At 74.5% G+C, this 25,922-nt stretch carries 22 protein-coding genes; 13 read left to right on the top strand and 9 right to left on the bottom strand.

The window, feature by feature from the left end; translation table 11 throughout:
• Positions 1-167: 167 nt before the first annotated feature.
• From ABD990_RS02165 to ABD990_RS02225, 13 genes are all read left to right on the top strand, one after another.
• The gene (locus ABD990_RS02165; RefSeq protein WP_345377934.1) at positions 168-1,751 is read left to right on the top strand and encodes an ABC transporter substrate-binding protein; all 1,584 of its coding nucleotides are present in this window, start codon (positions 168-170) and stop codon (positions 1,749-1,751) included.
• Positions 1,748-3,274 carry an ABC transporter substrate-binding protein gene (locus ABD990_RS02170; RefSeq protein ID WP_345377936.1) on the top strand — a complete coding sequence of 509 codons (1,527 nt, stop codon included), beginning with the start codon at positions 1,748-1,750 and terminating at the stop codon, positions 3,272-3,274. The genes ABD990_RS02165 and ABD990_RS02170 overlap by 4 nt, the downstream gene beginning before the upstream one ends.
• Positions 3,271-4,818, top strand: a complete 1,548-nt coding sequence (locus ABD990_RS02175; RefSeq protein WP_345377937.1) for an ABC transporter substrate-binding protein — start codon at positions 3,271-3,273, stop codon at positions 4,816-4,818. Before ABD990_RS02170 ends, ABD990_RS02175 begins: the two co-directional genes overlap by 4 nt.
• The gene (locus ABD990_RS02180) at positions 4,815-6,395 is read left to right on the top strand and encodes an ABC transporter substrate-binding protein (protein ID WP_345377938.1); all 1,581 of its coding nucleotides are present in this window, start codon (positions 4,815-4,817) and stop codon (positions 6,393-6,395) included. Before ABD990_RS02175 ends, ABD990_RS02180 begins: the two co-directional genes overlap by 4 nt.
• Positions 6,396-6,497: 102 nt before the next feature.
• Positions 6,498-8,057, top strand: a complete 1,560-nt coding sequence (locus ABD990_RS02185; RefSeq protein WP_345377939.1) for an ABC transporter substrate-binding protein — start codon at positions 6,498-6,500, stop codon at positions 8,055-8,057.
• A 99-nt stretch (positions 8,058-8,156) separates the two neighbouring features.
• Positions 8,157-8,738, top strand: a complete 582-nt coding sequence (locus tag ABD990_RS02190; RefSeq protein WP_345377940.1) for a TetR/AcrR family transcriptional regulator — start codon at positions 8,157-8,159, stop codon at positions 8,736-8,738.
• A 146-nt stretch (positions 8,739-8,884) separates the two neighbouring features.
• A complete protein-coding gene (locus ABD990_RS02195) occupies positions 8,885-9,289 on the top strand; it encodes a hypothetical protein (protein ID WP_345377941.1) in 405 nt (134 codons plus the stop codon).
• Positions 9,286-10,728: an APC family permease gene (locus ABD990_RS02200; RefSeq protein WP_345377942.1), complete on the top strand. Its 1,443-nt coding sequence runs from the start codon at positions 9,286-9,288 to the stop codon at positions 10,726-10,728. Before ABD990_RS02195 ends, ABD990_RS02200 begins: the two co-directional genes overlap by 4 nt.
• Positions 10,725-11,948, top strand: coding sequence for an acyl-CoA dehydrogenase family protein (locus ABD990_RS02205; RefSeq protein ID WP_345377943.1), 1,224 nt, complete (start codon positions 10,725-10,727; stop codon positions 11,946-11,948). Before ABD990_RS02200 ends, ABD990_RS02205 begins: the two co-directional genes overlap by 4 nt.
• Complete coding sequence (locus ABD990_RS02210; protein WP_345377944.1) at positions 11,945-12,874, top strand: alpha/beta hydrolase fold domain-containing protein; 930 nt, start codon at positions 11,945-11,947, stop codon at positions 12,872-12,874. The genes ABD990_RS02205 and ABD990_RS02210 overlap by 4 nt, the downstream gene beginning before the upstream one ends.
• Positions 12,871-13,950, top strand: coding sequence for a Glu/Leu/Phe/Val dehydrogenase dimerization domain-containing protein (locus tag ABD990_RS02215; RefSeq protein WP_345377945.1), 1,080 nt, complete (start codon positions 12,871-12,873; stop codon positions 13,948-13,950). The genes ABD990_RS02210 and ABD990_RS02215 overlap by 4 nt, the downstream gene beginning before the upstream one ends.
• 32 nt (positions 13,951-13,982) lie before the next feature.
• A complete protein-coding gene (locus ABD990_RS02220; RefSeq protein ID WP_345378011.1) occupies positions 13,983-15,704 on the top strand; it encodes a gamma-glutamyltransferase family protein in 1,722 nt (573 codons plus the stop codon).
• 24 nt (positions 15,705-15,728) lie between these two features.
• Positions 15,729-16,412, top strand: a complete 684-nt coding sequence (locus tag ABD990_RS02225; RefSeq protein ID WP_345377946.1) for a GntR family transcriptional regulator — start codon at positions 15,729-15,731, stop codon at positions 16,410-16,412.
• 95 nt (positions 16,413-16,507) lie between these two features.
• Here ABD990_RS02225 and ABD990_RS02230 read toward each other — a convergent pair whose 3' ends face one another.
• From ABD990_RS02230 to ABD990_RS02270, 9 genes are all read right to left on the bottom strand, one after another.
• Positions 16,508-17,125, bottom strand: a complete 618-nt coding sequence (locus ABD990_RS02230) for a GNAT family N-acetyltransferase (protein WP_345377947.1) — start codon at positions 17,123-17,125, stop codon at positions 16,508-16,510.
• A 163-nt stretch (positions 17,126-17,288) separates the two neighbouring features.
• Positions 17,289-17,522 carry a DUF7661 family protein gene (locus ABD990_RS02235; RefSeq protein ID WP_345377948.1) on the bottom strand — a complete coding sequence of 78 codons (234 nt, stop codon included), beginning with the start codon at positions 17,520-17,522 and terminating at the stop codon, positions 17,289-17,291.
• 126 nt (positions 17,523-17,648) lie between these two features.
• A complete protein-coding gene (locus tag ABD990_RS02240; protein WP_345377949.1) occupies positions 17,649-18,698 on the bottom strand; it encodes a phosphotransferase family protein in 1,050 nt (349 codons plus the stop codon).
• Positions 18,695-19,486: an enoyl-CoA hydratase/isomerase family protein gene (locus ABD990_RS02245; protein WP_345377950.1), complete on the bottom strand. Its 792-nt coding sequence runs from the start codon at positions 19,484-19,486 to the stop codon at positions 18,695-18,697. The genes ABD990_RS02240 and ABD990_RS02245 overlap by 4 nt, the downstream gene beginning before the upstream one ends.
• Entirely contained in the window at positions 19,483-21,159 is a 1,677-nt protein-coding gene (locus ABD990_RS02250; RefSeq protein WP_345377951.1) for a class I adenylate-forming enzyme family protein, read from the bottom strand. Before ABD990_RS02250 ends, ABD990_RS02245 begins: the two co-directional genes overlap by 4 nt.
• On the bottom strand, positions 21,156-22,130 hold the full coding sequence (locus tag ABD990_RS02255; protein ID WP_345377952.1) for an SMP-30/gluconolactonase/LRE family protein: 975 nt from the start codon (positions 22,128-22,130) through the stop codon (positions 21,156-21,158). The genes ABD990_RS02250 and ABD990_RS02255 overlap by 4 nt, the downstream gene beginning before the upstream one ends.
• Before the next feature lie 64 nt (positions 22,131-22,194).
• Positions 22,195-23,748, bottom strand: a complete 1,554-nt coding sequence (locus tag ABD990_RS02260) for a class I adenylate-forming enzyme family protein (RefSeq protein WP_345377953.1) — start codon at positions 23,746-23,748, stop codon at positions 22,195-22,197.
• A gap of 39 nt (positions 23,749-23,787) precedes the next feature.
• Complete coding sequence (locus ABD990_RS02265; protein ID WP_345377956.1) at positions 23,788-25,182, bottom strand: phosphotransferase family protein; 1,395 nt, start codon at positions 25,180-25,182, stop codon at positions 23,788-23,790.
• A gap of 16 nt (positions 25,183-25,198) precedes the next feature.
• On the bottom strand, positions 25,199-25,840 hold the full coding sequence (locus ABD990_RS02270; RefSeq protein ID WP_345377957.1) for a TetR/AcrR family transcriptional regulator: 642 nt from the start codon (positions 25,838-25,840) through the stop codon (positions 25,199-25,201).
• Between the last annotated feature and the right edge of the window lie 82 nt (positions 25,841-25,922).

Genomic DNA, 25,922 nt, shown 5'->3' on the forward strand with positions numbered 1-25,922 from the left:
CCGCCGCGCCCCAAGATCAGCTTGGTGGAGGTCGACAATGCGGCGAAACAGCGTCTTGTGAAACGCGCCGACCCATGACCAGAATGGCGCCACGCCGGCACGTCCCCGGTGATCCTTCGTATTCTTGCGCCCCGCACCGTCGCGGGCCCTGCAGAACTGGACCGCCCATGCCGATCCGTCGTGTCCCGGCCGTGTTCACGGCCCTGCTGACCGCGTTGCTCGCGGTCGCGCTGGCCGGCTGCGCCCCGATCTCGCCGTCGGAGGGCGGCGGCGGTGCCTCCACCGCACCGGTCGCCCGGGAGGACCTCGACCCCGAGGCGACGATCCGGTACGCCGACGCCGTCGGCCCCAGCCGGTTCGACCCGCACCGCTCCACGAACGGCCAGGACATCCGCTACCTCGCCCCGGTGTACGACCGGCTCGTGCACCTGTCGTCGGCGGGCGACCCGATCCCCGGGCTCGCCACCGCGTGGGAGTGGCAGGACGACGGCCTCGCGCTGCGGATGACGTTGCGGCAGAACGTCCGCTTCCACGACGGCGCCCCGTTCGACTCGGCCGCGGTCAAGGCCAACATCGAGCGGGAGAAGACCGTCGAGGGCTCCTCGGTGGCCGCGGACCTCGCGAGCGTGACGACCGTGGAGACGCCCGACCCGACCACGGTCGTGCTGCGCCTGTCGAAGCGCAACAGCATGCTGCTCGGCCTGCTCTCCCACCGCGCCGGCGCGATGGTGAGCCCCACCGCGTTCGACAACCCCGATCTCGACCTCGCGCCCGTCGGCACCGGCATGTACAAGGTGACCTCGTACCGGCCGAACGACGTGATCGTCTACGAGCGCAACCCCGACTACTGGAACCGCGACGTCGTCGGGGCGAAGAGCATCGAGCTGCGCATCCTGCCCGACGAGGTCACCCGGATGAACGCGATGCGCACCGGCGAGGTCGACGTCGCGCTGCTGTCCGGCCGGCTGGCCGGCGAGGCGAGCGGGCTGCCCGGGATGACCGTGCACCGCGACACCACGCTGACCTACCTGGTGCTGTACCTGAACCGGGCCCGCTCCGAGTTCGGCAACCCCAAGGTGCGCCAGGCGCTCAACTACGCGGTGAACCGACAGGCCATCGCCCAGGGCATCTACTTCGGGGCCGCCCAGCCGACCGTGCAGCCCTTCCCGCCGGACTACTACGCCTACAACCCCGCCTACCCCGGCGACTACTACCCGCACGACCCGGCGAAGGCCCGGCAGCTGCTCGCCGAGGCGGGCCTGCCGAACGGGTTCGAGTTCGAGATGCTGGTGACCGCGCTGTCCACCTACACCCAGGCCGGCGAGGCGATCCAGCAGATGCTGGCCGAGGTCGGGATCAAGGCGAACATCCGCAACGTCGAGGCGGCCCAGACAGCGGACGTCTACTACCGCCAGCAGCAGGGTGACGCACTGGTCTCGCAGTGGGGCGGCCGGCCGGACCCGTCGATGACCATCGACCTGCAGTTCACCTCCACCGGGTTCTCCAACCCCGGCCGCGTCACCACCCCGCGGCTGGAGGAGCTGCAGCGCACCGCCCTCGACACCCTCGACCCGGACAAGCGCCGCGAGACCATCCACCAGGAGGTCGGCGAGCTCGTCGACCAGGCCTTCCAGGTGCCGATCGTGCTCGACGAGTCGGTGATCGCGACCAGCCAGAAGATCGCCGGCTTCGAGCTGCTGGTGACCGGCCAGGTCGACTTCCAGAAGCTGGCCGTGAGGAAGCAGCAGTGAGGCGCAGGACCTTCCTCGGCCTCGTCCCGGTAGCCGGGCTCGTCACGGTCACGGGCTGCGCCCCGATCCCGTCGTCCGGCCCGGCCTCGCAGGGCCCGCCCGGGGTGTTCCGGTACGCCTACGAGCTCACGCCCAGCCGGCTGGACCCGCACCGGGCGTCGATCAGCCAGGACGGGGTCACCCTGTTCCCGGCCTACGACCGGTTGGTGCACCAGTCCCCGGTCGGCGAGCCCGAGCCGGGCCTGGCCCGGGCGTGGGCCTGGGAGGACCCGTTGGCGCTGCGCCTGGACCTGCGGGCCGGGGTGACCTTCCACGACGGCACGCCGTTCGACGCCGCCGCGGTGAAGGCCAACATCGAGCGGGCCAAGACGGTGCAGGGGTCCGCGGTGCGGACCGAGCTGGACCCGATCGCGTCCGTCGAGGTGCGGGACCCGATGACCGCCGTGCTCCGGCTGTCGTATCCCTCGGCGTCGTTGCCGGCCGTGCTGTCCGACCGGGCCGGGGCGATGGTGAGCCCGAAGGCGCTGGCCGACGGTCTCGACCTCGACGCGGTGGCGGTCGGCGCCGGGATGTACCGGATGGTCGAGCACCGCCGAGGGCAGATCACCCGGTTCGAGCGGCACCCCGGATACTGGGACCCCGCCGCGGCCGCCGCGGAGAAGCTGGAGATCCACCACATCGCCGACGCGGCCACCCGGCTCAACGCCGTGCGCACCGGTGTCGTCGACGCCTGCCGGGTGCCGCCGGCCCTGCTCGACCAGGCGAAGCAGACCGGGCTCGAGGTCAGCACCGCGGGCTCGCTGAACTTCAACTACTTCGTGCTCAACCGCGCCCGCTCCGCCTTCGGCGACCTGCGGGTGCGGCGCGCCCTCAACCACGCGCTGGACCGGGAGGCGATCCGGCAGGGCGTCTACCGCGGCCTCGCCACGGTGTCCGCGCAGCCCTTCGTCCCCGGCTACTGGGCCTACGACCCGGACCTCGGGGACGAGGCGATCCGGTTCGACCCCGACCTCGCCCGCCGGCTGCTGGCCGAGGCCGGGGTCGGCGACGGGCTCCGGTTCTCGACGGTCATCCCGACCGGCTCGGACTACCAGCCGCTGGCCGAGGCGATCCAGGCCCAGCTCGCGGCCGTCGGCGTCACGATGGAGATCTCGCCGGCCGCCCCGGACACGATGGGTGACCTGATGTTCGTGCAGGAGCGGTACGACGCGATGCTCGCCTCCTGGGGCCCGCGGGCCGACCCGTCGATGACGGTCGCCACGCGCTACACCGCGAACGGCTTCGGCAACCCGGGCGGACAGACCACGCCGCGGCTGGAGGAGCTGCACAAGCAGGTGCTCGCCACGACCGACCCGACCGCCCGGGCCGCCGTGATGCACGACCTGGTCGACGAGGTGGTCGACCAGGTGCTGGAGATCCCGGTGGTGTTCCCGGAGGACGTCGTCGTGCAGTCGTCGCGGGTCGTCGGGCTCGTGCCGCGATTGATGCACCGGCCGGAGTTTCGCGGGGTGACCGTCCGATGAAGGCGGTGCGGTCCCTCGTCGCGGCCCTGCTCCTGGTCCTGGTGGCCGCCTGCGCGCCGATCTCCCCGTCCGGCGGCGGTGCCGAGCAGGCCTCGGGCCCGGCGGACCCGAACGCGATCCTCCGGTGGGCCAACGCCGTGGGGCTCAGCCGGTTCGACCCGCACCGGGCCAGCTCCAGCAACGACAACACCCACCTGTTCCTCACCTACGACCGGCTCGTGCACACGGACGCGGACGGCCGCGCCGTGCCGGGGCTCGCCACCGCCTGGGAGTTCGGGCCGGACGGGACGACGATGGACATGACGCTGCGCCAGGGCGTCACGTTCCACGACGGCACGCCCTTCGACGCGGCCGCGGTGAAGGCCAACATCGAGCGGGCCAAGACCGCGGCCGGCAGCGCCGTCGCGCCCGAGCTGCGCCCGGTGCGGGCGGTCGAGGTGTTGGCGCCGGATCGGGTGCGCTTCGTGCTCACCGCACCCACCGCCTCGCTGCCCCTGGTGCTGTCCGACCGGGCCGGCGCGATGGTCAGCCCGGCCGCGTTCGACAACCCCGACCTGGACCAGAACCCCGTCGGCGCCGGCATGTACCGGGTGACCGCCTACCAGCCCGGGGCGCGGATCGAGTACCGCGCCGCGCAGAACTACTGGGATCCCGCGGCGGTGCGCCTGGCCGGCATCGACATGCCGATCTACACCGACTCCGTCACGCGGCTCAACGCGCTGCGCGGCGGCCAGATCGACGGGGCCGTGCTCTCCCCGGAGCAGGTCGCCGAGGCACAGGCCTCCGGCATCCGCGTCGAGCCGGGCCGGACCAGCAACTTCTGGTACTTCCAGCCCAACCGGACGCGCTCGGCGTTCGGCGACGTCCGGGTGCGGCGGGCGATCTGGCACGCGATCAACCGGCAGGCCCTGGTCGACGTCCTCGCCCGCGGCTTCGGCGAGGTGGACGCCCAGCCGCTGCCGAAGTGGAACCCCGGGCACGACCCGTCCATCGGCCCCGACCCGTACCCCTACGACCCCGCGCGGGCGCGGCAGCTGCTCGCCGAGGCGGGCCTGCCGAACGGGTTCACGTTCGAGGCGCTCGTCGCGACCAGCCCGGACGTCCAGCGGGTGGCCGAGGCCATCCAGGCCGACCTCGCCGCCGTCGGGATCACGATGACCAGCCGGGTCCTCGAGGGCGCCCAGATCACGGACGAGTTCTTCGTGCGCAAGCAGGGCGACCTCCTGCTCGGCCCGGGCGGCGGCCGTCCCGACCCCGCCCAGACCACCGGCCTGCGGTACATGCCGGACGGCTTCAACAACCCCGGCGGGCACACCAGCCCGGAGATGCAACGCCTGCAGGAGACCGTGCTGCGCACCGTCGACCCGGCCGCCCGGGCGGACGCCCTGCACGCGCAGATGCGGGAGTTCGTCGACCAGGCCTTCGAGGTCATCCTGTACTACGCGACCCCGCCGGTGGCGCTGTCGCCGCAGGTCCTGGACTTCCGTCCCGGTCTCGCGGACCGACCCGAGTTCCGCGGCGTGGCGAAGGCGGCGAACCAGTGAGCGGGCGCGGGTACGGCCCGGTCGGCGCGCAGCTGACCCGGCGGTCCGTGCTGGCGGGCGCCCTCTCCCTGCCGCTGCTCGCCGCCTGTGCGCCGCTCGGGAACCAGGGCGCCGCCCGCCCGGCGGCCGGGCCCGCCGATCCGTCGGCGGTGTTCCGCTACGCCAACACGATCGGGGTGAGCCGTTTCGACCCGCACCGGGCGTCGTCGAGCACGGACAACACGCTGCTGTTCCTCACCTACGACCGGCTGGTGCACACCGACACCGAGGGCCGGGCGGTCCCGGGCCTCGCGACCGCGTGGCGCACCTCCGGGGACGGGCGGGTGCTCGAGCTCGACCTGCGCGAGGGCGTGCGGTTCCACGACGGCACGCCGTTCGACGCCGCCGCGGTCAAGGCGAACATCGAGCGGGCCAAGACCGTCCAGGCCTCGGCCGTACGGGCCGAGCTCGCGAGCATCGCGTCCGTGGAGGTCATCGGGCCGCTGCAGGTCCGGCTCGGCCTCTCCGCCCCGAACGCGGCGCTGCCGCTGATCCTCTCCGACCGGGCGGGCGCCATGGTCAGCCCGGCCGCCTTCGACAATCCCGATCTCGACCAGGCCCCGGTCGGCGCCGGTATGTACCGGGTCACGGCCTACCGGCCCGGGGCGAGCGTGACCTACCGGCCGACGGAGGGCTACTGGGATCCCGGCGCCGTGCGGGTGGCCGGGATCGACATGCTGATCTACACGGACGCGGTCACCCGGCTCAACGCCCTGCGTACGGGCGAGATCGACGCCACCGTGCTCTCCCCCGACCAGGTCGCCGAGGCGCAGGCCGCGGGCATCGCCGTCACCGCGGGACGCACGAACAACTTCTACTACCTGCAGCCCAACCGGGCCCGGCCGTTCTTCTCCGACGTGCGGGTGCGCCGGGCCCTCTGGCACGCGGTGGACCGGCAGTCCCTCGTCGACGGGCTCGCCCGGGGCTACGGGAAGATCGCCGCGCAGCCGGTGCCGGACTGGAGCTTCGCCCACTCACCGGACGTCGGGCCGGATCCCTACCCGTACGACCCCGAACTCGCACGGCGGCTGCTCGCCGAGGCCGGCTACCCGAACGGGTTCAGCTTCGAAGTCTTCGCCTCCGCGGGCAGCGACCAGGGCAAGCACGCCGAGGCGCTGCAGGACTTCTACGCCGCGGTCGGCATCGACATGCGCATCAGGATCATGGACAGCGCGCAGATCGCGGACGTGTTCTTCGTCCGCGAGGAGGGCGACGGTCTGCCGTCCGTCGGCGGCGGGCGGGCCGATCCGGCCCAGACGACCGCGCTGCGCTACACCGCGGACGGCTTCAACAACCCCGGCGGTTCGGCGCCGCCGGAGTTCGAGCAGCTGCAGGCGGACGTCGTGGCGGTGAGCGACGAGGCGGCGCGGGCCGCGGCGTTCCACCGGATGATGAACGCCATGGTCGAGCAGGCGCTCGAGGTCATCCTCTACTTCCCCACGCCTCCGATCGCCACGGGCCCGGCCGTCCTGGACTACCACCCGTTCCTGGCCGACCGACCCGAGTTCCGCGGCGTGGCGAAGGCCGCCACCTCCTGATCCTCCTTCAGCCTCCTGCACGAACGGCACCTGCGCGGACCTCCCGCACGGAGGTGCCGTTCGCGCAGGTCGAGTCCTGTTCGACGACGAGAGAGGGGCGCGATGAGGCGCATCCGAGCGGTTGTCCGGGGCACGGCGGTCGCACTGTTGCTGGGGCTGGTGGCGGCGTGTGCGCCGCTGCCGTCCGGCGGCGGGCAGGCGGCCGGGCCGAGTGGGCCCGCCGACCCGAACGCGATCTTCGGTTGGGCGCACATCGTGGGCCTGAGCCGGTTCGACCCGCACCGGGCCACGTCGAGCTACGACAACACGTTCCTGTTCCTGACCTACGACCGGCTCGTGCACGTCGACAAGGACCTGAACCCGGTTCCCGGGCTCGCGACGTCCTGGCGGTTCAGCCCGGACGGCCGGGCGCTCGACCTGCAACTGCGCGAGGGCGTGACCTTCCACGACGGCACGCCCTTCGACGCGGCCGCGGTCAAGGCCAACATCGAGCGCGCGAAGACGGTCGAGGGCTCGTCCGTGCGCAACGAGCTCGCGTCCGTGCAGTCGGTCGACGTGACCGGCCCGCTGGCCGTCCGGCTGACCCTGTCGACGCCCAACGCGGCGCTCCCGCTGATCCTCTCCGACCGGGCGGGCGCCATGGTCAGCCCGGCCGCCTTCGACGATCCCGACCTCGACCAGGCCCCCGTGGGCGCCGGCATGTTCCGGGTAGCCTCCTACCAACCCCAGGCCAAGATCGAGTACCGCCGGGTCGACGGGTACTGGGACCCCGCGGCCGTGCAGGTCGCGGGCGTCGACATGTACGTCTACGTCGACCCCACGACCCGGCTCAACGCCCTGCGCACCGGGAAGATCGACGGCTCGATCATCTCCGCGGAGCAGGTGCCCGAGGCCGAGGCCGCGGGCCTGCGGCTCGAGCGGGGGCGGTCGAACAACTTCTACTTCTTCCACCCCAACCGGTCCCGCTCCGAGTTCGGGAAGCTGGAGGTCCGGCAGGCCCTGGCGCACGCGATCAACCGCAAGGCCATCGTCGACTCGGTGTTCCGCGGCTACGCCACCGTGTCCGAGCAGCCGCTGCCCGGGTGGAGCTTCGCGCACAACCCCGACCTGCCGCCCGAGCCGCACCCCTACGCCCCGGAGCGGGCCCGGCAGCTGCTCGCGCAGGCGGGGCTGCCGAACGGGTTCGCCTTCGAGGCGCTCGTGCCCTCCAGCCCGGACTCGATCCGGATCGCGGAGGCCGTGCAGGCCGACCTCGCCGCCGTCGGCGTCCGGATGTCCACCCGCGTGATGGAGGGCCAGCAGCTCACGGACGTGTTCTTCGCCCGCAAGGAGGGCGACCTGCTGATGGGCTCGGGCGGCGGGCGCGCCGACCCGGCGCAGATGACGGCGCTGCGGTACCTGCCGACCGGCTTCAACAACCCGGGCGGGACCAGCACGGCGACGATCGAGCGGCTGCAGCAGGAGGCACTGGCGACCACCGACCAGGCGCAGCGAGCCGAGATCTTCCGGCGGATGATGCAGGAGGTCTCCGACCAGGTCCTCGACGGCGTGCTCTTCTACCCGGAGTCGCCGGTTGCCACGACCAGCCAGGTGATCGGCTTCGACCCCGCCCTCTCCGACCGTCCGGAGTTCCGCGGGGTGTCCAAGGCCGCCGCCTCCTGATCGTTCCGCCAAGGCCCTTCCGATCATGTCGTCGGGACGGTACCGTCTCGTCCACAACAGGACGGGACGGTACCGTCCCGTCGGCGATGGGAGGTCCCCGTGAGACGCACGCCCACCGGCGCCGCGGTCCTGCAGCCGGCGAAGACGGCCTCGATCACCACGGCCGTGCTCGAGGAGCTCGCGGAGAGCGGCTACGGGCGGCTCGCCATGGAGGCGGTGGCCCGGCGCGCCGGCGTCGGGAAGAGCGCGCTGTACCGGCGTTGGCCGGGCAAGCCGGAGATGGTCACCGCCGCCCTGTCCGAGCTGAGCGTGCCGGCCGTGCCCACGCCCGACACGGGCACGCTGCGCGCCGACCTCCGCGTGCTGGTCGAGGCGATGCACGAGTGGCTCACGCACCCGCTCATCGCCCGGATCCTGCCGGACGTCAGCTCCGAGGCCGTGCGCAACCCGGACCTGGCCGACGCCCTCCGCCGCACCGTCGGCGACCCGCGTCGCGACATGGCGAGACCGGTGTTCGACCGGGCCGTGGCGCGGGGTGAGCTGGCCGTGGACGTGGACCTGGCGCTCGACCTCGTCGGGGCGCCGCTGTACTGGCGACTGTCGGTCCGGCACGTGCCGCTCACCCCCGGGTACCTGAACGACCTCACGGACGCGCTGCTCCGCGCCCTCTCCCACCCCTGACCTCCCGCTCCCCCCTGACCTCCGGCTCCTGATCGCTCCGATCGGGATGCGAGGACCCCGCCCACCGCCACCCGTCGCACGTCTCGTACCGCACTCGATCCGCAGATTGGATCCAATCTGCTTTGGATTGCACTCAGGAGGACAGCATGACCGCGAGCACGGACGTCCCCACCGCCCCCGGGGACACCCTGATCTTCGAGAACGACCGGGTCCGGGTCTGGTCCATGACCCTGGAACCCGGCGGGATGTTCGACTTCCACCAGCACCACCACGACCACGTGGTGCTGTGGCCCGACGCGGGCGACGCCCAGGCCCAGGAGCTGGGCGACCCCGACTGGGGCCTGGTGCAGCACGCCGAGCCCGGCTTCGTCCTCTACCGCACGGTCGGCCGCGCCCGTCCCCTGCCGCCGCACCGGATCCGCAACCTCGGGTCGGAACCGGTGACCCACTACATCGTCGAGCTGCTCGAGCCCTCGCCGTCCGAGGCGAGCGAGCCGTGGGTCTTCAACGACCGCGGCCGGGTCGGGCGTGCCGACGGGTCGGCGCTGTGACCGCCCCGGAGGCCGCCGGACCCGCCGTCCCGGCCGCCGTACCGGGCGACACCCCGGCCCCGGCCACCGCGGGGTCGCTGCGCCGCAACGCGATCGGCGTGCCGGGCATGATCTTCATGGTGGTCGCGGCGACCGCGCCGCTGACGGCCCTGTCGTCGAACATCTCGCTGAGCCTCGGCTTCGGCACCGGCCCCTCGACGGTCCTCCTGCTGGTGCTGGTCGGGGTCGTGCTGGCGGTCTTCGCCGCGGGGTACGTGGTGCTCAGCCGGTACGTGACCAGCGCGGGCGCCTACCAGGCCTTCGTCGAGTTCGGTCTGGGCCGGCGCGCGGGCGCCGCCACCGCCTTCGTCGCCACCCTCGCCTACACCATCGCCGCGGCCGGCATGGTGGCCGCGACCGGCTACTTCGCCGCGCTCACCTGGACGGCGCTGACCGGTGCGGAGGTGCCGTGGTGGGCCTTCGCCGCGGTCGCGCTGGTGATCACCTACGGCCTGGGCGTGCGCGGGGTGGAGATCGCCCAGCACGTCACCACCGGGATCTCGGTGCTGCAGTTCGCGATCATCGCCGCCCTCGCCGTCGCCGTGCTCGTGCGGAACCCGGACGGCTGGGCGGTCCCGGCCCTCTCGCCGACCGCGGCGTTCGGTCCCGGGCTGGCGATGACGCTGGTCTTCTGCCTGCTCTGCTTCGGCGGGTTCGAGGCCACCGCGGCGTACGGGGAGGAGGCACGGGCGCCGCGGCGGAGCATCGCGGTCGCGACCTACGCCGCGCTCGGCATCCTCGTGGTGGTCTTCGCGTTCGGCACCTGGACCCTCGCGGCGGCCTTCGACGACGTGCGGGCCGTGGCCGCCGAGGACCCCGGAGCCCTCGTCGTCACCGCCGCCGACCGCTACCTCGGCGCCTGGTCCGGCCCGGTGCTGAGCGGGCTCGTCACGATCAGCTTCCTGGCCGCCGCGGTCGCCTTCCACAACCTGGCCTCGCGCTACCTGTTCGCCCTCGGCCGGTCCGGCCTGCTGCCCCGCGCGCTCGCCACCGTGCACCACCGGCACGACACCCCGTTCGTCGGCTGCCGGACCCAGGCCGTCGTCGCGGTTCTGCTGCTGGTCCCCTTCGCGATCGCGGGTGCGGACCCGATCGTCAACCTCTTCCCGGCGCTGTCCGGGATCACCTCGCTGGCCCTGGTGGCGATGATGGCCGGCTGCTGCGCCAGCCTCGTCGTGGCCGCGCTGCGCCGCCGGGTCACCGAGTCCCGGTGGGTCACGGTCCTCGCGCCCGCGGCCGCCGGGACCGTGCTCGTCGCGGTGCTGGTGCTGATCGTCGGCCACTACACCGAGGTCACCGGCAGCGACGCCCTCGTCGTCGCCCTCATGCCCCTCTCCCTGCTCGTCGTCGCCGCGTACGGCGTCGGCGCGGCCACCCTCCGAGGAAAGGACGAGTCATGACCACCGAACTGCTGCGCGCCACGCACCTCCCGGCCACCCGGCGCGAGGTCGTCGAGCGGGCCCGCGCCCTGCGGCCCCTCCTCGCCGAGGCCGGCCCGGGGATCGACGCGACCGGCGCCGACCCCACCGCCGCGATGGCCCTGCTCGGCGAGGCCGGCCTGCACCGCATCAACGTGCCGGTGGAGTTCGGGGGCCTGTGGGACGGTCCCGCCTTCGGCGGCTGGCGCGAGCTGATCGAGGCGCAGATCGAGATCTGCGCCGGGGACGGCTCGACCGGGCAGTGCTGGAGCACGACCACGCTGGTCGCCCGCGAGCTCTTCACCTCGGACGAGCTGCCGCGCGAGACGAAGCAGCAGCTGGCCGACGAGCTGATGCACGAGGGCCGCCGGTTCGTGGCGTCCAACGCCGAGACCGGCGGCACCGGCCGGGTCGTCGGCCGGCGTGTGCCGGGCGGTGTGGTGGTCTCCGGGACCAAGACCTTCAACACCAACAGCGGTGGCGGCGGCCGCGACATCGCCAGCGTGAGCTTCGCGCTGGTCGGCGACGACGGCGTCGTGGAGACCGCCCCGCGCTGGCACGCCCTGGTCCGGCTCGACGATCCCGCGCTCGAGCTGCTCGGCGACTGGGACAACATGGGCCAGCGCGGCACGGTCAGCCAGACCATCCGCTACCGGGACGTGTTCGTGCCCGACGGCTGGCACTTCCGCGCCCACGTCGCCGACCCGTACTTCTTCGGCGCGGTGATGCTGATGCACGGCGCGCTGCTGCAGGGCATCGGTGAGGGCGGGTTCGCGGCGGCGGTCGCGTACGTGCAGGAGCTGAACCGGCCCAGCATGCCGCGGTTCGGCACCGCGACGGAGGACCCGTTGATGCACCGGCAGCTGGGCGAGATGTCCAGCGAGCTGGCGGCGGCGCGGGCCCTGCTGCTCTCGGTCGCCGACGAGCTGGAGGCACCGGAGCTGGTCACCCGCCCCGAGGAGATGGCGATCAAGGGCTTCCGGGCCAAGGTGGCGAGCACCCGCGCCGGGCTCGACGTGACCGCCCGGATCCACGACCTCACCGGTGCGCGCAGCACGGCGAACCGGTTCCGGCTGGACCGGTTCTGGCGCAACGCCCGCACCTTCGGCAGCCACGACTCGATCGACGCCAAGAACGCGTTCGTCGGGGCGTTCGAGCTGGCCGGCACGCTGCCCGCGATCCCCGACTACATCCGGGTGTGACGGTGCACCCGTCGGAGATCCTCCCGGTGCCGGACTACGCGGCCCTGGTCCCGGCGCCCTTCCTCGACCCGCCCGCGGTGCGCGTGCTGCCCGGGGCGCGCAGCCACCTCGGCGTCCCCTACGCCACCCCGCCCGGCTGGCGGGCGCTGCGGCTGGACCTGCACCTGCCGGAGGGGCCGGGTCCGCACCCGGTCGTCGTCTACGCGCACGGCGGGAGCTGGCTGGGCGGGATGCCCGGGCACGGCCCGTGGCACGGCCTGCCCGCCCGCGGCATCGCCGTCGCGTCCGTCGGCTACCGACTGGCGGGCGAGGTGCCCTTCCCGGAACCCGTCGAGGACCTCCGGGCGGCGATCCGGTGGGTGCGGGCCCACGCGGACCGCTACGACCTGGACCCGCGGCGGGTGGCCGGCTGGGGCAGCTCCGCCGGCGCCTATCTGATGACGATGGCGGCGCTCTCGGGCGAGCACCCGCTCGGCCGTCCGGTCGGCGACGGGGTCGGCGCGGCCGGCCTGGACGCCGTCGTCGACCACTACGGGCCCGCCGACCTCGGCCGGCTGCTCGACGACGCGCACGAGCCTTCGCCGGAGGGCCAGGCCGGGACCGCCGCGATCGTCCGCACCTTCCTCGGGCGCGAGCCGGACGGTGTCGACGACCCGGCCAACCCGCTGCGGCTCGCCGGGCCGGGCGCGCCGCCCTTCCTGATCGTGCACGGCGACGCGGACCACCGCGTCGGGCTCGCCCAGAGCCGCTGGCTCCACGCGGGCCTGCGGGCCGCCGGGGTGCCGGCCGAGCTCGTCGTGCTGCCCGGCGCCGACCACGCCGACCCGGCCTTCTTCCGCCCGGGCGAGCTCGGGCGCGTCGTCGCCTTCCTGACCACCGTCTGGGACCGCGCCGCGGTCCCCGTCCCCTCGAGGAGCAGTCCGTGACCGTCACCCCGCTCGATCCGCGCTCGCTCCCGCCGTGGGCGGGCGAGCTCACCTCCCTGCGCCACGACGAGCCGACCGGGACCTGGTCGGTGATCGCGGTGCACTCCACCCGGCTCGGCCCGGCCGTCGGCGGGACCCGCGCGATGGTCTACCCGTCCCTGCCGGCGGCGGTCGCCGACGCCCGGCGCCTGGCCGGGGCGATGACCCTCAAGGTCGCCGTCGCCGGCCTGCCGATGGGCGGCGGCAAGTCGGTGCTGGCGCTCCCCGCCGCGCGGCACCGGCTCGACGACGCCACATGGCGCCGGGCGCTGGAGGTGCACGCGCGGCACATCGAGCTCCTGCGCGGCACCTACTGGACCGGCCCGGACATCGGCACCGACACGGCGGACATGGACGTGCTGCGCCGGCACACGACCTACGCGTTCGGCCGCGCGGAGGCCGACGGCGGGTCGGGGACGAGCGCCGAGGCGACCGCGGTCGGCGTCGTCGCCGCCGTGCGGGCGGCGGCCCGCGAGGCGGGGCACCCCGGCCTCGCCGGGCTACGGATCCTGGTGCAGGGCCTCGGCGCGGTCGGCATGCGGGTGGCGAGGGCGATGGCGGCGGCCGGCGCGCGCCTGCTCGTCGCCGACGTCGATCCCGCCCGGGTCGCCATGGCCGTCGGGCTCGCGGCCGCCGTCGAGGTCGTGGCCCCCGAGGAGGTCGTCCGCACGCCGTGCGACGTGCTGGTGCCCTGCGCCGTCGGCGGCCTGATCGACGCCCGGGTGGCCCGCACCCTGCCCGCCGGCGCCGTGGTGGGCGGGGCCAACAACGTCCTCGCCGACGACGAGGCCGCGGACGTGCTGGCCGCGCGCGGCGCCGTCGTCGCCCCGGACTTCGTGGCCAACGCGGGCGGGGCGATCCACCTCGTCGGCCGCGAGGTGCTCGGCTGGTCCGCCGAGCGGGTCCGCGAGCGGGCCGAGGCGATCGAGGGCACGCTCGCGGAGATCTTCGCCGACGCCCGGGCCCGTGGCGTCGGCAGCGTGCGGGCCGCTCTCGAGCGCGCCGAGCGGTCGCTCACGGTGGAGCCGGCGGCGTGACCACCCGCCCGACCCTGCGCGGCCGCTTCGGGATGTCCGCCTCCACCCACTGGCTCGCGACCGGCGCCGCCCAGTCGGTGCTGGAGCGCGGGGGCACCGCGGTGGACGCGGCGACGGCCGCGGCGTTCGTCCTGCACGTGGTGGAGCCGCACCTCAACGGCCCCGGCGGGGATCTCGTCGCCCTGGTCGCGCCCGCGGGCGGTGCGCCGTTCGTGCTGTGCGGCCAGGGCCCGGCCCCCGCCGGCGCGACCCGGGAGCACCTCGCGGCCGAGGGGCTCGACCACGTGCCCGGGGCCGGGGCGCTCGCCGCGGCGGTGCCCGGCGCCGTCGTCGCGTGGCTGCGGCTGCTGGCCGAGCACGGCACGTGGGAGCTCGCCGACGTGCTGGAGTACGCCCTGGACCTCGCCGAGCACGGGTACCCCGTGGTGCCGCGGCTCACGGCCACGATCGCCGCGGTCGCGGATCTGTTCCGGGAGCACTGGCCGTCGTCGGTCGAGCTGTGGCTGCCCGGCGGCCGCGTGCCGGAGGCCGGCACGACCCTGACCAACCCCGAGTACGCGTCCACGCTGCGCGCCCTGCTCGCAGCAGGCCGCCCGGCCGCCGACCGGCTCGGGCGTATCGAGCTCGCGCGACGCGCGTGGCAGGAGGGCGCGGTGGCGCAGGCCCTGGAGGAGTTCGCAGCCAAGCCGCACCGGCACTCTGACGGCCGCGACCACGCCGGGGTCCTGCGGGCCGCGGACCTCGCGGCCTTCCGCGCCACCACCGAGGAGCCCGTGTGCCGCGACTTCCGCGGCACCACGGTGGCGAAGGCCGGGCCGTGGAGCCAGGGCCCGGTGCTGCTGCAGGCCCTGGGCATCCTCGACCACGTCGGCGACGGCCGGCTGGACCCGGGAACCGCGGAGGGCGCGCACACCGTCGCCGAGGCGCTCAAGCTCGCGCTCGCCGACCGCGAGGCCCACTACGGCGCCGCCGCCGCGCCGGGGCTCCTCGACCGGCTGCTCGACCCGGCCCATGCCCGGGCGCGCGCGGCGCTCATCGGCCCCGCGGCCTCCCGGGAGCTGCGCCCCAGCCGGCTCGACGGTGACCCGGTGCTGCCGCCGCTGCACGTCGACGGCGCCGCCGCGGCCGGGACCGGCGAGCCGACGGTGGCCCGGGACGGCGAGACGCGCGGCGACACCTGCCACGTCGACGTGGTCGACCGCTGGGGGACGATGGTCTCCGCGACGCCGTCGGGCGGCTGGCTGCAGTCCTCGCCCACCGTCCCCGGCCTCGGGTTCTGCCTCGGCACCCGGTTGCAGATGTCCTGGCTGGACCCGCGCTCGCCGTCGCGGCTCGACCCCGGCCGGCGCCCGCGCACCACGCTCAGCCCCACCCTCCTGCTCCGCGACGGGGCCGCGGTCGCCGCGCTGGGCACGCCCGGCGGCGACCAGCAGGACCAGTGGCAGCTGCTCTACCTGCTGCGCACGCTGGTCGGCGGGCAGTCGCCGCAGGAGGCGATCGACGCGCCCGCCTTCCACACCACGGCGGTGCCCGGCTCCTTCTGGCCGCGCACCTGGACGCCGGCCGGGCTGGTCGTCGAGGAGCGCCTGGGGCCGGAGGTGGTCGCGGAGCTGCGCGGGCGCGGGCACGCCGTGACCGTCTCCGGGCCGTGGACGCTCGGCCGGCTCTCGGTCGTCACGCGGGACCCGGCGACCGGGCAGCTCGGTGCCGCGGCGAACCCGCGCGGGGCACAGGGCTACGCGGCCGGGCGGTGACCGGCCGCCGACTACGATCGCGCCGTGGCCGCCCGGGGTTCCGCCGACGTCGCCTCGGTGCGGGACATCGTCGATCGGCTCCAGGAGCGGATCGGCAGCGGCGAGATCCCCATCGGCGGCTGGATCCGGCAGGAGCAGGTGGCCCAGCAGCACGGGGTCAGCCGCACCCCGGTCCGGGAGGCGCTGCGCCAGCTCGAGGCACTGGGCGTCGTCGAGATGGTGGCGCACCGGGGCGCGCGGGTGACGCTGCCGTCGACCCGGGACATCGCCGAGGCCCTCGAGGTGCGCGGGGTCCTGGAGGGGCACGCCGCGCAGCTCGCCGCGGACCGCATCACCGAGGCCCAGCTCGAGGTGCTCGCGGGGACGGACGCGACCTTCCGGCGGGTCGTCGTGCTGGCGCGGGACCCGGACGCGCAGGAGGAGGCCCGCGAGCTCTGGTACCGGACCAACTCGCTGTTCCACGCGACGGTCGTCGAGGCCGCGGGGAACCGGCAGCTCACCGCCAGCCTCGACGCGCTGCACCACCGGCTGCCCCGCAACCTGACCTGGGCCGGGCTGGCCGGCGACCCGCGGCTGCTCGACCGCAACGCGGACGACCACATCGCGATCACCGCCGCGATCCGCGCCGGCGAGGGCGAGCGCGCCCGCTCGCTCACGCTCCAGCACGCCCGCCGCGCCGCCGAGATGATCCTCGTGCGCCGGGCCTGACCCGGTGAACGGCACTCTCGCTCACTAGATGTGAACGAGAGCGCCGTTCGCTCAGGGGCATGTCGCTCCGGGGTCGCTCCGGGGTCACTGCGGGGTCACTGCGGGTCGCGCCACATGGGCCAGAGAGGCGGGCTGCCGGCGGCGGAGATCGGCGCCTCGGCGACGAAGCCGTGCCGCTCGTACAGCGCCTTGCTGCGGAGGCTCGTCGCCTCCAGGTACGCCCGGTGGCCGGCCCGGTCGGCGCGGGCGAGGACCGGCGCCATCGTGGCACTCCCGATGCCCCGGCCCTGCTCGTCCGGCCGCACGCCGAGGAACCACAGGTACTCGTGCGGCTCGTGCGGGTGGTGCTCCTCCATCACGGTCATCAGCGCGAACAGCCGCTCGGCGTCGGCCCCGGCGCGTTCCGCGAGCGCGCCCCCGAAGGCCTCGCCCTCCTCGTCGGACATCGGGGCGCTGCCGTGCGGCACCCAGAGGGCGGCGCCGGCGACGTCCGGTCCGGCGGCCCAGATGTCGTCGTGCTGCGCGAGCACCTCGACGGCACGCTCGAAGAAGAACAGCGTCCGGTCCGCCCGGTCTGCCGGGTCCGGGTGGATCCAGGCGAAGATCGGGTCGTCGACGAAGGCGGCGGCGAGCGTTGCGGCGACCGCGGCGTGCTCGCTCCGCCCCGCCCTGCGGACGGTGGTGGGAGCAGTGGTCCGGATCGTCGTCGTCATCGTGTGGTCCCCTCGGCTCGGTGACGGGTTCGACGACGACGGTGCGGCCCGGCGGTGTCAGGCCCCTGTCATCCCCCTGTCGACCGACCGGCGAACGGCACACTCGCTCACTCCTACTGAGCGACAGCGCCGTTCGCTCACCGGGACAGCGGTGCAGGGACGGTCACCGGAGGCGGCGGACGCTCGTACCGGGTCGGGCGTACTCGTGGAAGAGCACGTCGAGGTGGTCGGCGAGGGAGTCCGCGGGCGCCTCGGGCGGGAGCCGCACGTCCTCGGCGGGGCGCCGGCGGCCCTCCCCGACGTACGAGGCGACCCAGCGCCCGTCCCGCCGCTCGACCTCGATCACGGCGCGGCCGTACAGCTCGAAGCGCAGGCGAGCGCCCTCCGGTGTGTCCATACCGGGCAGTGTCGCGGCCGGCGCTGTCCCGCGCCTGGCGCTGTCCCGGCGCAGTCGCTGTCCCGGCGCAGTCGCATGGACGAACGGCGCTCTCGCTCACTCCTACTGAGCGAGAGCGCCGTTCGCTCATCCCAGCCCGGCGGCCTCGAGCGCCTCCTTCGCGGACTCGCCGAGGAGCCGGCCGGTGGCGATCCGGGCGCGGACCTGGTCGGCGAAGCCGTCGTCGGCCATCACGCCGGCGAGGTACCGCGCCTGCACCCCGGCGAGGATGCACGCCGAGCGCCAGCGGTTGAAGGCGATCCAGTAGGGCAGGTGGGAGACGTCCCGGCCGGTGATCCGGGCGTACCGGGCGACCAGCTCGTCCCGGGTCGGGAAGCCGGGCAGGGTCGTCGGACCGGGGTCGGCCCCCTCGGGCAGATCGTCGCCGGGCTCCTGCCACAGCGAGATCAGGTAGCCGAGGTCGGCCAACGGGTCGCCGAGGGTCGACAGCTCCCAGTCGAAGACCGCGCGGACCGTCCCGTCGGGGCCGAAGGTCATGTTCCCCGGCCGGAAGTCGCCGTGCACGATCCCGCGGGACTGCGGCGGGACGTGCGCGGCGAGCGCCGCGTGGATCTCGTCGAGCAGCGCGAGCTCGGCGCCCTCGACCCCGGAGTTCCGGATCTGCTGGTGCCAGCGCGCGAGCTGGCGCTCGGCGAACCCCTTCCGCGAGCCCTCCAGCCCCACCTCCTCGGGGTCGAGCGCGTGCAGCGCCGCCAGCACCTCGACGACGTGCTCGCCCGCCCGGGCGCGCGCCGCGGGCGTCAGCGACTCCGCGGCCGCGGGATCGGCGAGGACCGTGCCCTCCACGAAGTCCATGACGTAGAACTCCGCGCCGCTCACCGCCGGGTCGGCGCAGTACGCCCGCGGCGGCGCGACCGGGACCGCGGTCGGCGCCATCGCCGAGATGAACCGCCACTCGCGGCTCATGTCGTGCGCGGTGCTGAGCACGCCCCCGAGGGGTGGGCGGCGCAGCGCGTAGGTGTGCCCCGCCGCGTCGTCGATCCGGTAGGTCAGGTTGGACCGCCCGCCCGCGACCAGGGCGAACCGGGCCGGGCCTGCGAAACCGTCGACGTTGTCGGTCAGCCACGCCTCCACGGCGGGCGCGTCGAGACCGGCGAAGGTCCTGCTGGTCGTCATCGCCCCACGTACCTCGGCTCCCGCTTCTCCAGGAAGGACCGCACGCCCTCGCGGTGGTCCTCGGTGGCGAACAGCTCGCCCAGCCGGGTGCTCACCCAGCGGCCCAGCTCGGTCCAGTCCGGGTCGAGCGCCTCGCGCAACCCGGCCTTGAGCGCGCCGACGGCCAGCGGCGGGTTCGCCGCGATCCGCCCGGCCAGCTCGAGCGCGGTCGGGAGCAGCTGGTCGTCGTCGACGACGCGGCCGACCAGCCCGATCCGGCCGGCCTCCTCGGCGTCGATGATCTCGCCGGTGAACAGCAGCTCCGCCGCCTTCTCCCGGCCGACGAGCTGGGCGAGCCGGGCGATCCCGGCTACGTCGCTGCACAGCCCGCGCTTGACGAACAGCTCGCCGAACTTCGCGCGACGGGCCGCCACGCGGAAGTCCGCCATCAGCGCCATCTCCATGCCCCACCCGACCGCCGCGCCGTTGACGGCGGCGATCACCGGGACGTCGGACGTCAGCAGCGCGCCGGCCGCGGGCGTGAGCCGCGGGGCGGGCCGCGGCGGGCGCTTCTCCGGGTCGCCCCCGCCCATCAGCTCGCGGACGTCGTCGCCCGAGCAGAAGGAGCGCCCCTCGCCCGTGATCACCAGGACCCGGGCGGTGGTGGTGCGGACCAGCTCCTCCAGCTCGTCGTACGTCCTGCGGCGCAGGGCGTTGTGCACCTCCGGCCGGGCGATCGTGAGCACGCCGACGTGCCCGTCCTCCTCGTACCGGACGTCGGTGAGCGCCGTCTCCGGGCTCGCGGTCATGCCTGCACCTCCGTGCGCAGCTCGCGCTTCAGGACCTTGCCGCTGGGAGTGCGCGGCAGCGGCTCCGCGCGGAACACGACCTGTTCGGGCACCTTGAACTCCGCCAGCCGCTCGCGGACGTGCTGCTGCAGCTCCTCCGCGCTCACCTCGGCCCGGGTGTTCACGACCGCGACCGCCTGCTCGCCGAGCCGGGCGTGCGGGATCCCGACGATGGCGACGTCCGCCACCGCGGGGTGCTCGAACAGTGCGGCCTCGACCTCGGCACAGTAGATGTTCTCGCCGCCGCGGATGACCACGTCCTTCATCCGGTCGACGACGTAGACCCAGCCGTCGCGGACCAGCCCGAGGTCCCCGGTGTGGAACCAGCCGTCCGTGAAGGCCGCGGCCGTCCCCTCCGGGTTGTTCCAGTACCCGCGCACCACATTGGGCCCGCGGAACCAGAGCTCGCCGATCTCCTCCGGCCCGGCGTCCTCCCCGGTCCCGGGGTCGACGACGCGGATGTCCGCGCCCGGGGCGAGCCGGCCGACGCTGTCCGGGTGGGTCACGTAGTCCTGCCCGGTGTTGGAGACGACGGCACTGGTCGTCTCGGTCAGCCCGTAGCCGTTGGCCGGGGAGACCAGCGAGGCGAACTGGCTGTCGATCAGGCCGATCAGGTCGGGCGGGATCGGCGCCCCGCCCATGCTCAGCGCCGCCAGCGTGTCCAGCCCGCCGCCCTCGCGTGCGGCCTGCTCGACCAGCTGGCGCCCGACCGTCGGCACGCCCGAGACGCCGGTGAGCGACTCCCGGCGGACCAGCTCGAGCGCCTCGACCGGGTCCCACCGGTACTGCGTGACGAGCTTCCCGCCGGTCAGCGCGGTGTAGGTCAGGCTGGTGATGCCGGCGATGTGGAACAGCGGGAAGGTGCACAGCCCGCCCGGCTGCGGCGCGTCCGGGTCCGGGTCCGGCGGGGTCCCGCCGTTGGCGATCGTCGCCGCGACCCGCGCGCCGAGCAGGGTGTTCAGGATGTTGGTGCAGTGGTTGCGGTGCGTCCCGACCGCGCCCTTGGGCCGGCCCGTGGTGCCGGAGGTGTAGAGGATCGTGGCGTCGTCGTCCGGGGAGATCGTGACGTCCGGCAGCGCGGCGTCCCGGTCCAGCGAGGCCAGCACCTCCGCCCACGGCCGGCCCCTGCCCTCGCCCCGGACCTCGATCATCGGGATGTCGATGCCCTCGAGGATCGCCGCCCGCTCGCCGTCGGCCACGATGAGCCGGGCCTCGCAGTTGCCGAGCGCGTAGCGCAGCTCGGGGCCGGTCCACCAGGCGTTGAGCGGCACGAACACCAGCCCGGACACCTGGCAGGCGTAGAACCACGGCGCCCACTCCGGGTAGTTCCGCATCGTGACGGCCACCCGGTCGCCCTGCCGCAGCCCGTACTCGTCGTGCAGCAGCCGGGCCAGCCCGGCGACGATCCCCGCGTGCTCGGCGTAGGTGACGTGCTCGTCCTTGTAGACGGTGAAGACGCGGTCGCCCCAGGTCCGGGTGAGCTCGAACAGCTCCCGCAGGGTGTGCGGGCCGCGCTCGTACACCCGCCACGGCACCCCGCGGACCTCGGTGTCGACGAGCGCGAACTCGCCCCCGGGCGCGGTGAAGGCGGCGGTGAGCTCGGCGCGCACGCTCCCGCCCGACGTGACGGTCATGCCCGGAACGCCAGGTCGAGGCCCGCGAAGGGCCACTCCGCCGCGTACAGCTTCCCGCGCCCGGAGGAGGTGATGTAGGCGGTGCGCGAGTCCGCCCCGGCGAAGCAGATGTTCGTGACGAACGGGTCCGGCTCGGGGACCGGGATCTGCCGGTCGAGCGTGCCGTCCGGCCGGATGACGCTCACCGCGCCGGTGACCAGCGTGGCGACGCAGACGTTGCCGGCGCCGTCGACGGCCAGCGAGTCGAGCAGCTGGTAGCCGGGGAAGCCGTGCAGCAGGTGCGCCCCGCCCGGCCCCCGCGGCGGGTCGCCGCACGGCCCGAGGTGTGCCGGGCCGAGGACCTCCCACTCCCAGACCCGCCCGGTCTGGGTCTCCGCCACGTAGACCCGGGAACCGTCCGGGGACAGCCCGACCCCGTTCGGCGTCATCAGCGGGTGCACCACCTCGGTGATCGACGACCCGTCCGGCAGCGCGTAGCAGAGCCGGCCGACGTCCATCTCCCGGCCGCGGTTCTTCCCGAGGTCGGTGAACCAGAAGCCGCCCGCGGAGTCGAACACGATGTCGTTGGGCCCGCGCAGCGGCCGCCCGTCGACCTCGGTGTAGAGGTCCTTGACCTCACCCTCGAGCGTGACGCGCTGGATCCGGCCGCCGCTGTAGTCCGCGGGCTGGTGTCCCGGCGCGACGATGCCCCCGGGCCGGTCGTGCCACTCGAAGCCGCCGTTGTTGCAGACGTAGATCGCTCCGTCGGGGCCCACGGCGGCGCCGTTGGGGCCACCGCCGAGCTCCGCGACGACGTCGACCGAGCCGTCCGGCCACACGCGGGACAGCGTCCCGCGGCGGATCTCGACGAGGACCACCGAACCGTCCGCGAGGGCGATCGGTCCCTCGGGGAACTGCAGGCCCGAGGCCACTTCACGGAGGACGGGGGTGCCGGTGTCGGCGGGGTCGGCGGCGGGGTCGGCGCTGACCATGCGGGGTCTCCTTCCGACGCTGGAAGTCGTGACGGGATCGCGCTGAACGATCGTTCAGATCACGCTAGGAGGGGGTCCGGGCGGTGTCAACGGCCTCGCGCGTCACCAGCTCGCGCAGCACCGGCTTGCGGACCTTCCCGGTGGTGGTGCGGGGCAGCTCGTCGACCACGAGCACCCGGCGCGGGATCTTGTAGCCCGCCAGGTGCCCACGGCAGAACTCGCGGACGCCGTCCTCGGTCGGGGTGCGCCCCTCGCGGGCCTCCAGCACCGCGACGACGAGCTCGCCCCACACCTCGTCCGGCTGTCCGACGACGGCCGCGGCCGCCACGTCCGGGTGCTGGTGCAGGATCTCCTCGACCTCGCGGGAGTACACGTTCTCGCCGCCGGTGAGGATCATGTCCTTCTTGCGGTCGACGATGTAGAGGTAGCCCCGGGAGTCCCGGCGCGCGAGGTCGCCGCTGTGGAACCAGCCGTCCCGGTAGGCCTCCGCGGTCGCCTCCGGCCGGCCCCAGTACCCGGCGCACACCTGGTCGCCGCGGATCACGAGCTCGCCGACCTCGTCCGGGCCGGTGTCCCGGCCGTCGGGGTCGACGACCCGCACCGCGGAGAGCCACTGCGGCTTCCCGACGCTGGTCAGCAGGGCCTCGTCGGACTCGAGCGCCCGGACGTGGTCGTCCGAGCCGTGCACGACGACGTTGCCGGCCAGCTCGGTCATCCCGAACCCGGTCTGGAACCGGACCTCCGGGAAGGCCGCCATGGCCTCGCGCAGCACGGCCGCGGGCATCGGCGCCGAGCCGTAGCTGATGCGGCGCAGCGAGGAGAGGTCGAACTCGGGGAACCGCGGATGGCGCAGCAGCATCGCGAGCATCGTCGGCGCCACGGAGGTCTGGCTGACGCGGTGGGTCTGCACCGCCTCCAGGAACCCGACGGCGTCGTAGCGGCGCATCAGGACCATCGTGTCGCCCTTGAGGTGCGCCATCGGCACGCCGTAGCCCGCGATGTGGCACAGCGGCCACGGCATCAGCGCCACGCCGGGATCGTGGTCGTGTTCCCAGCTGAGCAGCGAGTTCATCACCGCGGCGACGACGTTGCGGTGGGTCAGCACCGCACCCTTGGCCCGCCCGGTGGTGCCCGAGGTGTAGATCAGCCAGGCCGGCGAGTCCTCGTCCGGGACCTGCAGCGGACCGGGCTCGGCGAGCAGGTCCGACCAGGCCAGCGCCCCCTCGGCCGGGCCGTCGAGGCACACGAGCGTGCGGATCGACGGCACCTCGGCCATCGCCTTCCGGGCCGTCTCCAGGTACTTCAGCTCGGTGACGAGGACCGTCGGGGTCGAATCCTCCAGGTTGAGCACGACCTCGCGCGGGCTCAGCCGGTAGTTGAGGAACACCAGGGCCATCCCCGCCGTCGGGACGCCGTAGTAGGCCTGGATGTACTCGGGGTTGTTCTCGGTCAGGATCGCAATCCGGTCGCCGGGGGCGGCGTACCGGGCCAGGCCGGTCGCGAGCGCCCGGACGTCGCGGTCGAGCTCCGCGAACGTCCAGCTCCGGTCCTCGAACACCAGCGCGGCCTCCTCGCCGCGCCGCGCGGCCGTGAAGGTCAGGATGTCGCCGATCCGCATTCGTGCTCCCTCGCACGGGTCAGAACTGACACCGCCGGCTCACTCACCGGGGTGGGACAGGTACTTCGGGTTGGCCACGCGGAGCCGGTCCGTGATCGCCTCGCGCACCGCCGCCAGCAGCGCCGGGTCCTCCGGGTCGACGACGCCGGCGCGGATCGCGGCGGCGAGGTCGGCCTGGTCGGCGCGGCCGAAGCGGGCGAGCCGCGCACGGTGCCGGCGCTCCTGCTCGGGGCCCAGGGTGAGCTCCCGCGCCACGGTGTCGACGACGTTGGCCGCGACCCGGGCGTTGAAGCTCAGCCGGCCCTGGGTACCGGGCATGACGTCCTGGCGCAGGTAGAGCGCGACCGCCTCGAGCAGCTCGCGGCTCGTCGGCCTCCCGTGCAGGTCCGACGGCGGCGCCTCGACGTCCTCCGGGAGCTCGGCCGGGAGGCCGAGGGCCAGGAACAGGTCGTGCTCCTGCTCGCACACGCGCCGCCCGATCGCGGCCAGCTCCACGGACGGGACGGCACCGGAGAGGTGCCGCTCGGCCATGCCCCGGCAGCCCACGGCCCAGCGCGCGGTGCCGAAGACCTGCCACCAGCGCACCGCCTCGGGGTCCGGGCGGTGCCCGGCGACCTCGGCGTAGCCGTCGAGCAGCTGGTCGAGCGGGCCGAACCCGCCGACCGTCGGCGCGGCGCCGAACCGCCAGCACTTCACGCAGAGCCAGCCGAGGTCCTCGCGGGGGTCGCCGCGGTGCACGACCTCCCAGTCCAGGACCGCCTTCAGCCCGTCCGGCGCGACGATCATGTTCCCGTTGCGGAAGTCGCCGTGCACCACGGTCTCGGGCACCTCGGCGGGCCGGTGCTTCTCCAGCCAGTGCAGCGCGATCTCGATCGACGGCAGGGGCTCGCCCAGCTCGTCGTAGGTCTGCCGGAGCTGCTCCAGCGGGTCCCGGCGTTCCAGGCCGGGCAGGTCGCCCACCGGGATCGCGTGCACGCGCGCGACCGCGCGCCCCAGCTCGGCGGCCAGGGTGCCGCGGACCTGCGCGTACTCGGGGTCGCGCAGCAACCGTCGGGCGAGCGTCTCCCCGTCGACGTGCCGGGTGACCAGGTACGGCGCCCCGACGACCGCCGGGTCCGTGCCGTGGTCCACCAGCGGCGGCACCGGCACGCCGGCCCGCTCCGCGGCCGCGATCGCCCGCGCCTCCATCGCCATGCCGTCCGGCCGGCCGGGGCCGGGCGGGTCGCGGCGCAGCACCAGGCGGTGCGCCACGCCGCCGGAGCGGGCGGTGAAGGACCAGGTCTCGCGGCTCGCGCCGCCGGTCAGCCGGTGCAGCCCGACGACCTCGACGGGTTCGCCGAGGACCTCGGTCAACCGGCCGGCGAGCAGCTCCGCGAGCACGGCCGGGTCCGCGGGGTCGCCGATCGGGCGCCGGGTCTCCGCCGCGGCCGTCATGCCGCACCCCCGTCCGTCAGGCGGGGTCGCCGTCCCAGGGGCCGGGGTCCACCGCGTCGACCATGTCCAGGGCCAGCCGCTGGTAGCGGCGCACCATCTCCTCGCGGGAGGCGGGCCCCTGCGGCGAGAACCAGCTCGCGACGCCCGTGCACATCACGACGATCGCCCGCGAGGCCTCGCCCGGCAGCGGCGTGCGGAAGGCGCCCGTCTCGACGCCCCGGGCCACCACCTCGTCGAACATCCGCTGCTGCGCGTGCCGCTTGGCCAGGTGCGGGGTGCGCACCGGCTCCTCCAGCGCCCGCAGCTCGCTGGTGCCCAGCAGGGTGCCGCGCTGGTCCTCGAGGTGGAACAGCACCTGCACCTCGACCAGCGCCCGCAGCCGGTCGACCGGGTCGTCCCCCGCCGACTCCAGCGCCTCGCGGGTGCGGGCCAGCAGGGCCTCGATCCCCCGCTCCATGATCATCGCGAGAACGGCCTGCTTCGACGGGAAGTGGTGGTACAGCGCGGCGGGGCTCAACCCGGCCCGCAGCGCGATGTCCCGAACGGATGTCCCGTGGTAGCCGTGCTCGGCCATGGTCGCGATCGACGCCTCGAGGATCGCCGCGTCGCCCGGCGGCGCGTTCGGGGGCCGCGAGGCCGGCTGGTGCGCTCGCGCCATCGGTCCCTCCCCCGTCCGCCGGTCCGCCCGGGGCCCCGGACGGTTGCGGGAAGGCTACCCGTCTGTGCCTCAGGAGGTCGGG

The organism is Pseudonocardia yuanmonensis, assembly GCF_039542425.1.
In the GTDB taxonomy this organism is placed as follows: domain Bacteria; phylum Actinomycetota; class Actinomycetes; order Mycobacteriales; family Pseudonocardiaceae; genus Pseudonocardia; species Pseudonocardia yuanmonensis.

Excerpts from the sequence above, each read along its gene's own strand:
- ABD990_RS02255 (WP_345377952.1), bottom strand. The coding sequence starts at position 22,130 with ATGGTCAGCGCCGACCCCGCCGCCGACCCCGCCGACACCGGCACCCCC.
- ABD990_RS02195 (WP_345377941.1), top strand. The coding sequence starts at position 8,885 with ATGACCGCGAGCACGGACGTCCCCACCGCCCCCGGGGACACCCTGATC.
- ABD990_RS02245 (WP_345377950.1), bottom strand. The coding sequence starts at position 19,486 with ATGACCGCGAGCCCGGAGACGGCGCTCACCGACGTCCGGTACGAGGAG.
- ABD990_RS02260 (WP_345377953.1), bottom strand. The coding sequence starts at position 23,748 with ATGCGGATCGGCGACATCCTGACCTTCACGGCCGCGCGGCGCGGCGAG.
- ABD990_RS02165 (WP_345377934.1), top strand. The coding sequence starts at position 168 with ATGCCGATCCGTCGTGTCCCGGCCGTGTTCACGGCCCTGCTGACCGCG.
- ABD990_RS02240 (WP_345377949.1), bottom strand. The coding sequence starts at position 18,698 with ATGACGACCAGCAGGACCTTCGCCGGTCTCGACGCGCCCGCCGTGGAG.
- ABD990_RS02235 (WP_345377948.1), bottom strand. The coding sequence starts at position 17,522 with ATGGACACACCGGAGGGCGCTCGCCTGCGCTTCGAGCTGTACGGCCGC.
- ABD990_RS02270 (WP_345377957.1), bottom strand. The coding sequence starts at position 25,840 with ATGGCGCGAGCGCACCAGCCGGCCTCGCGGCCCCCGAACGCGCCGCCG.
- ABD990_RS02230 (WP_345377947.1), bottom strand. The coding sequence starts at position 17,125 with ATGACGACGACGATCCGGACCACTGCTCCCACCACCGTCCGCAGGGCG.
- ABD990_RS02205 (WP_345377943.1), top strand. The coding sequence starts at position 10,725 with ATGACCACCGAACTGCTGCGCGCCACGCACCTCCCGGCCACCCGGCGC.
- ABD990_RS02265 (WP_345377956.1), bottom strand. The coding sequence starts at position 25,182 with ATGACGGCCGCGGCGGAGACCCGGCGCCCGATCGGCGACCCCGCGGAC.
- ABD990_RS02175 (WP_345377937.1), top strand. The coding sequence starts at position 3,271 with ATGAAGGCGGTGCGGTCCCTCGTCGCGGCCCTGCTCCTGGTCCTGGTG.
- ABD990_RS02250 (WP_345377951.1), bottom strand. The coding sequence starts at position 21,159 with ATGACCGTCACGTCGGGCGGGAGCGTGCGCGCCGAGCTCACCGCCGCC.
- ABD990_RS02220 (WP_345378011.1), top strand. The coding sequence starts at position 13,983 with ATGTCCGCCTCCACCCACTGGCTCGCGACCGGCGCCGCCCAGTCGGTG.
- ABD990_RS02185 (WP_345377939.1), top strand. The coding sequence starts at position 6,498 with ATGAGGCGCATCCGAGCGGTTGTCCGGGGCACGGCGGTCGCACTGTTG.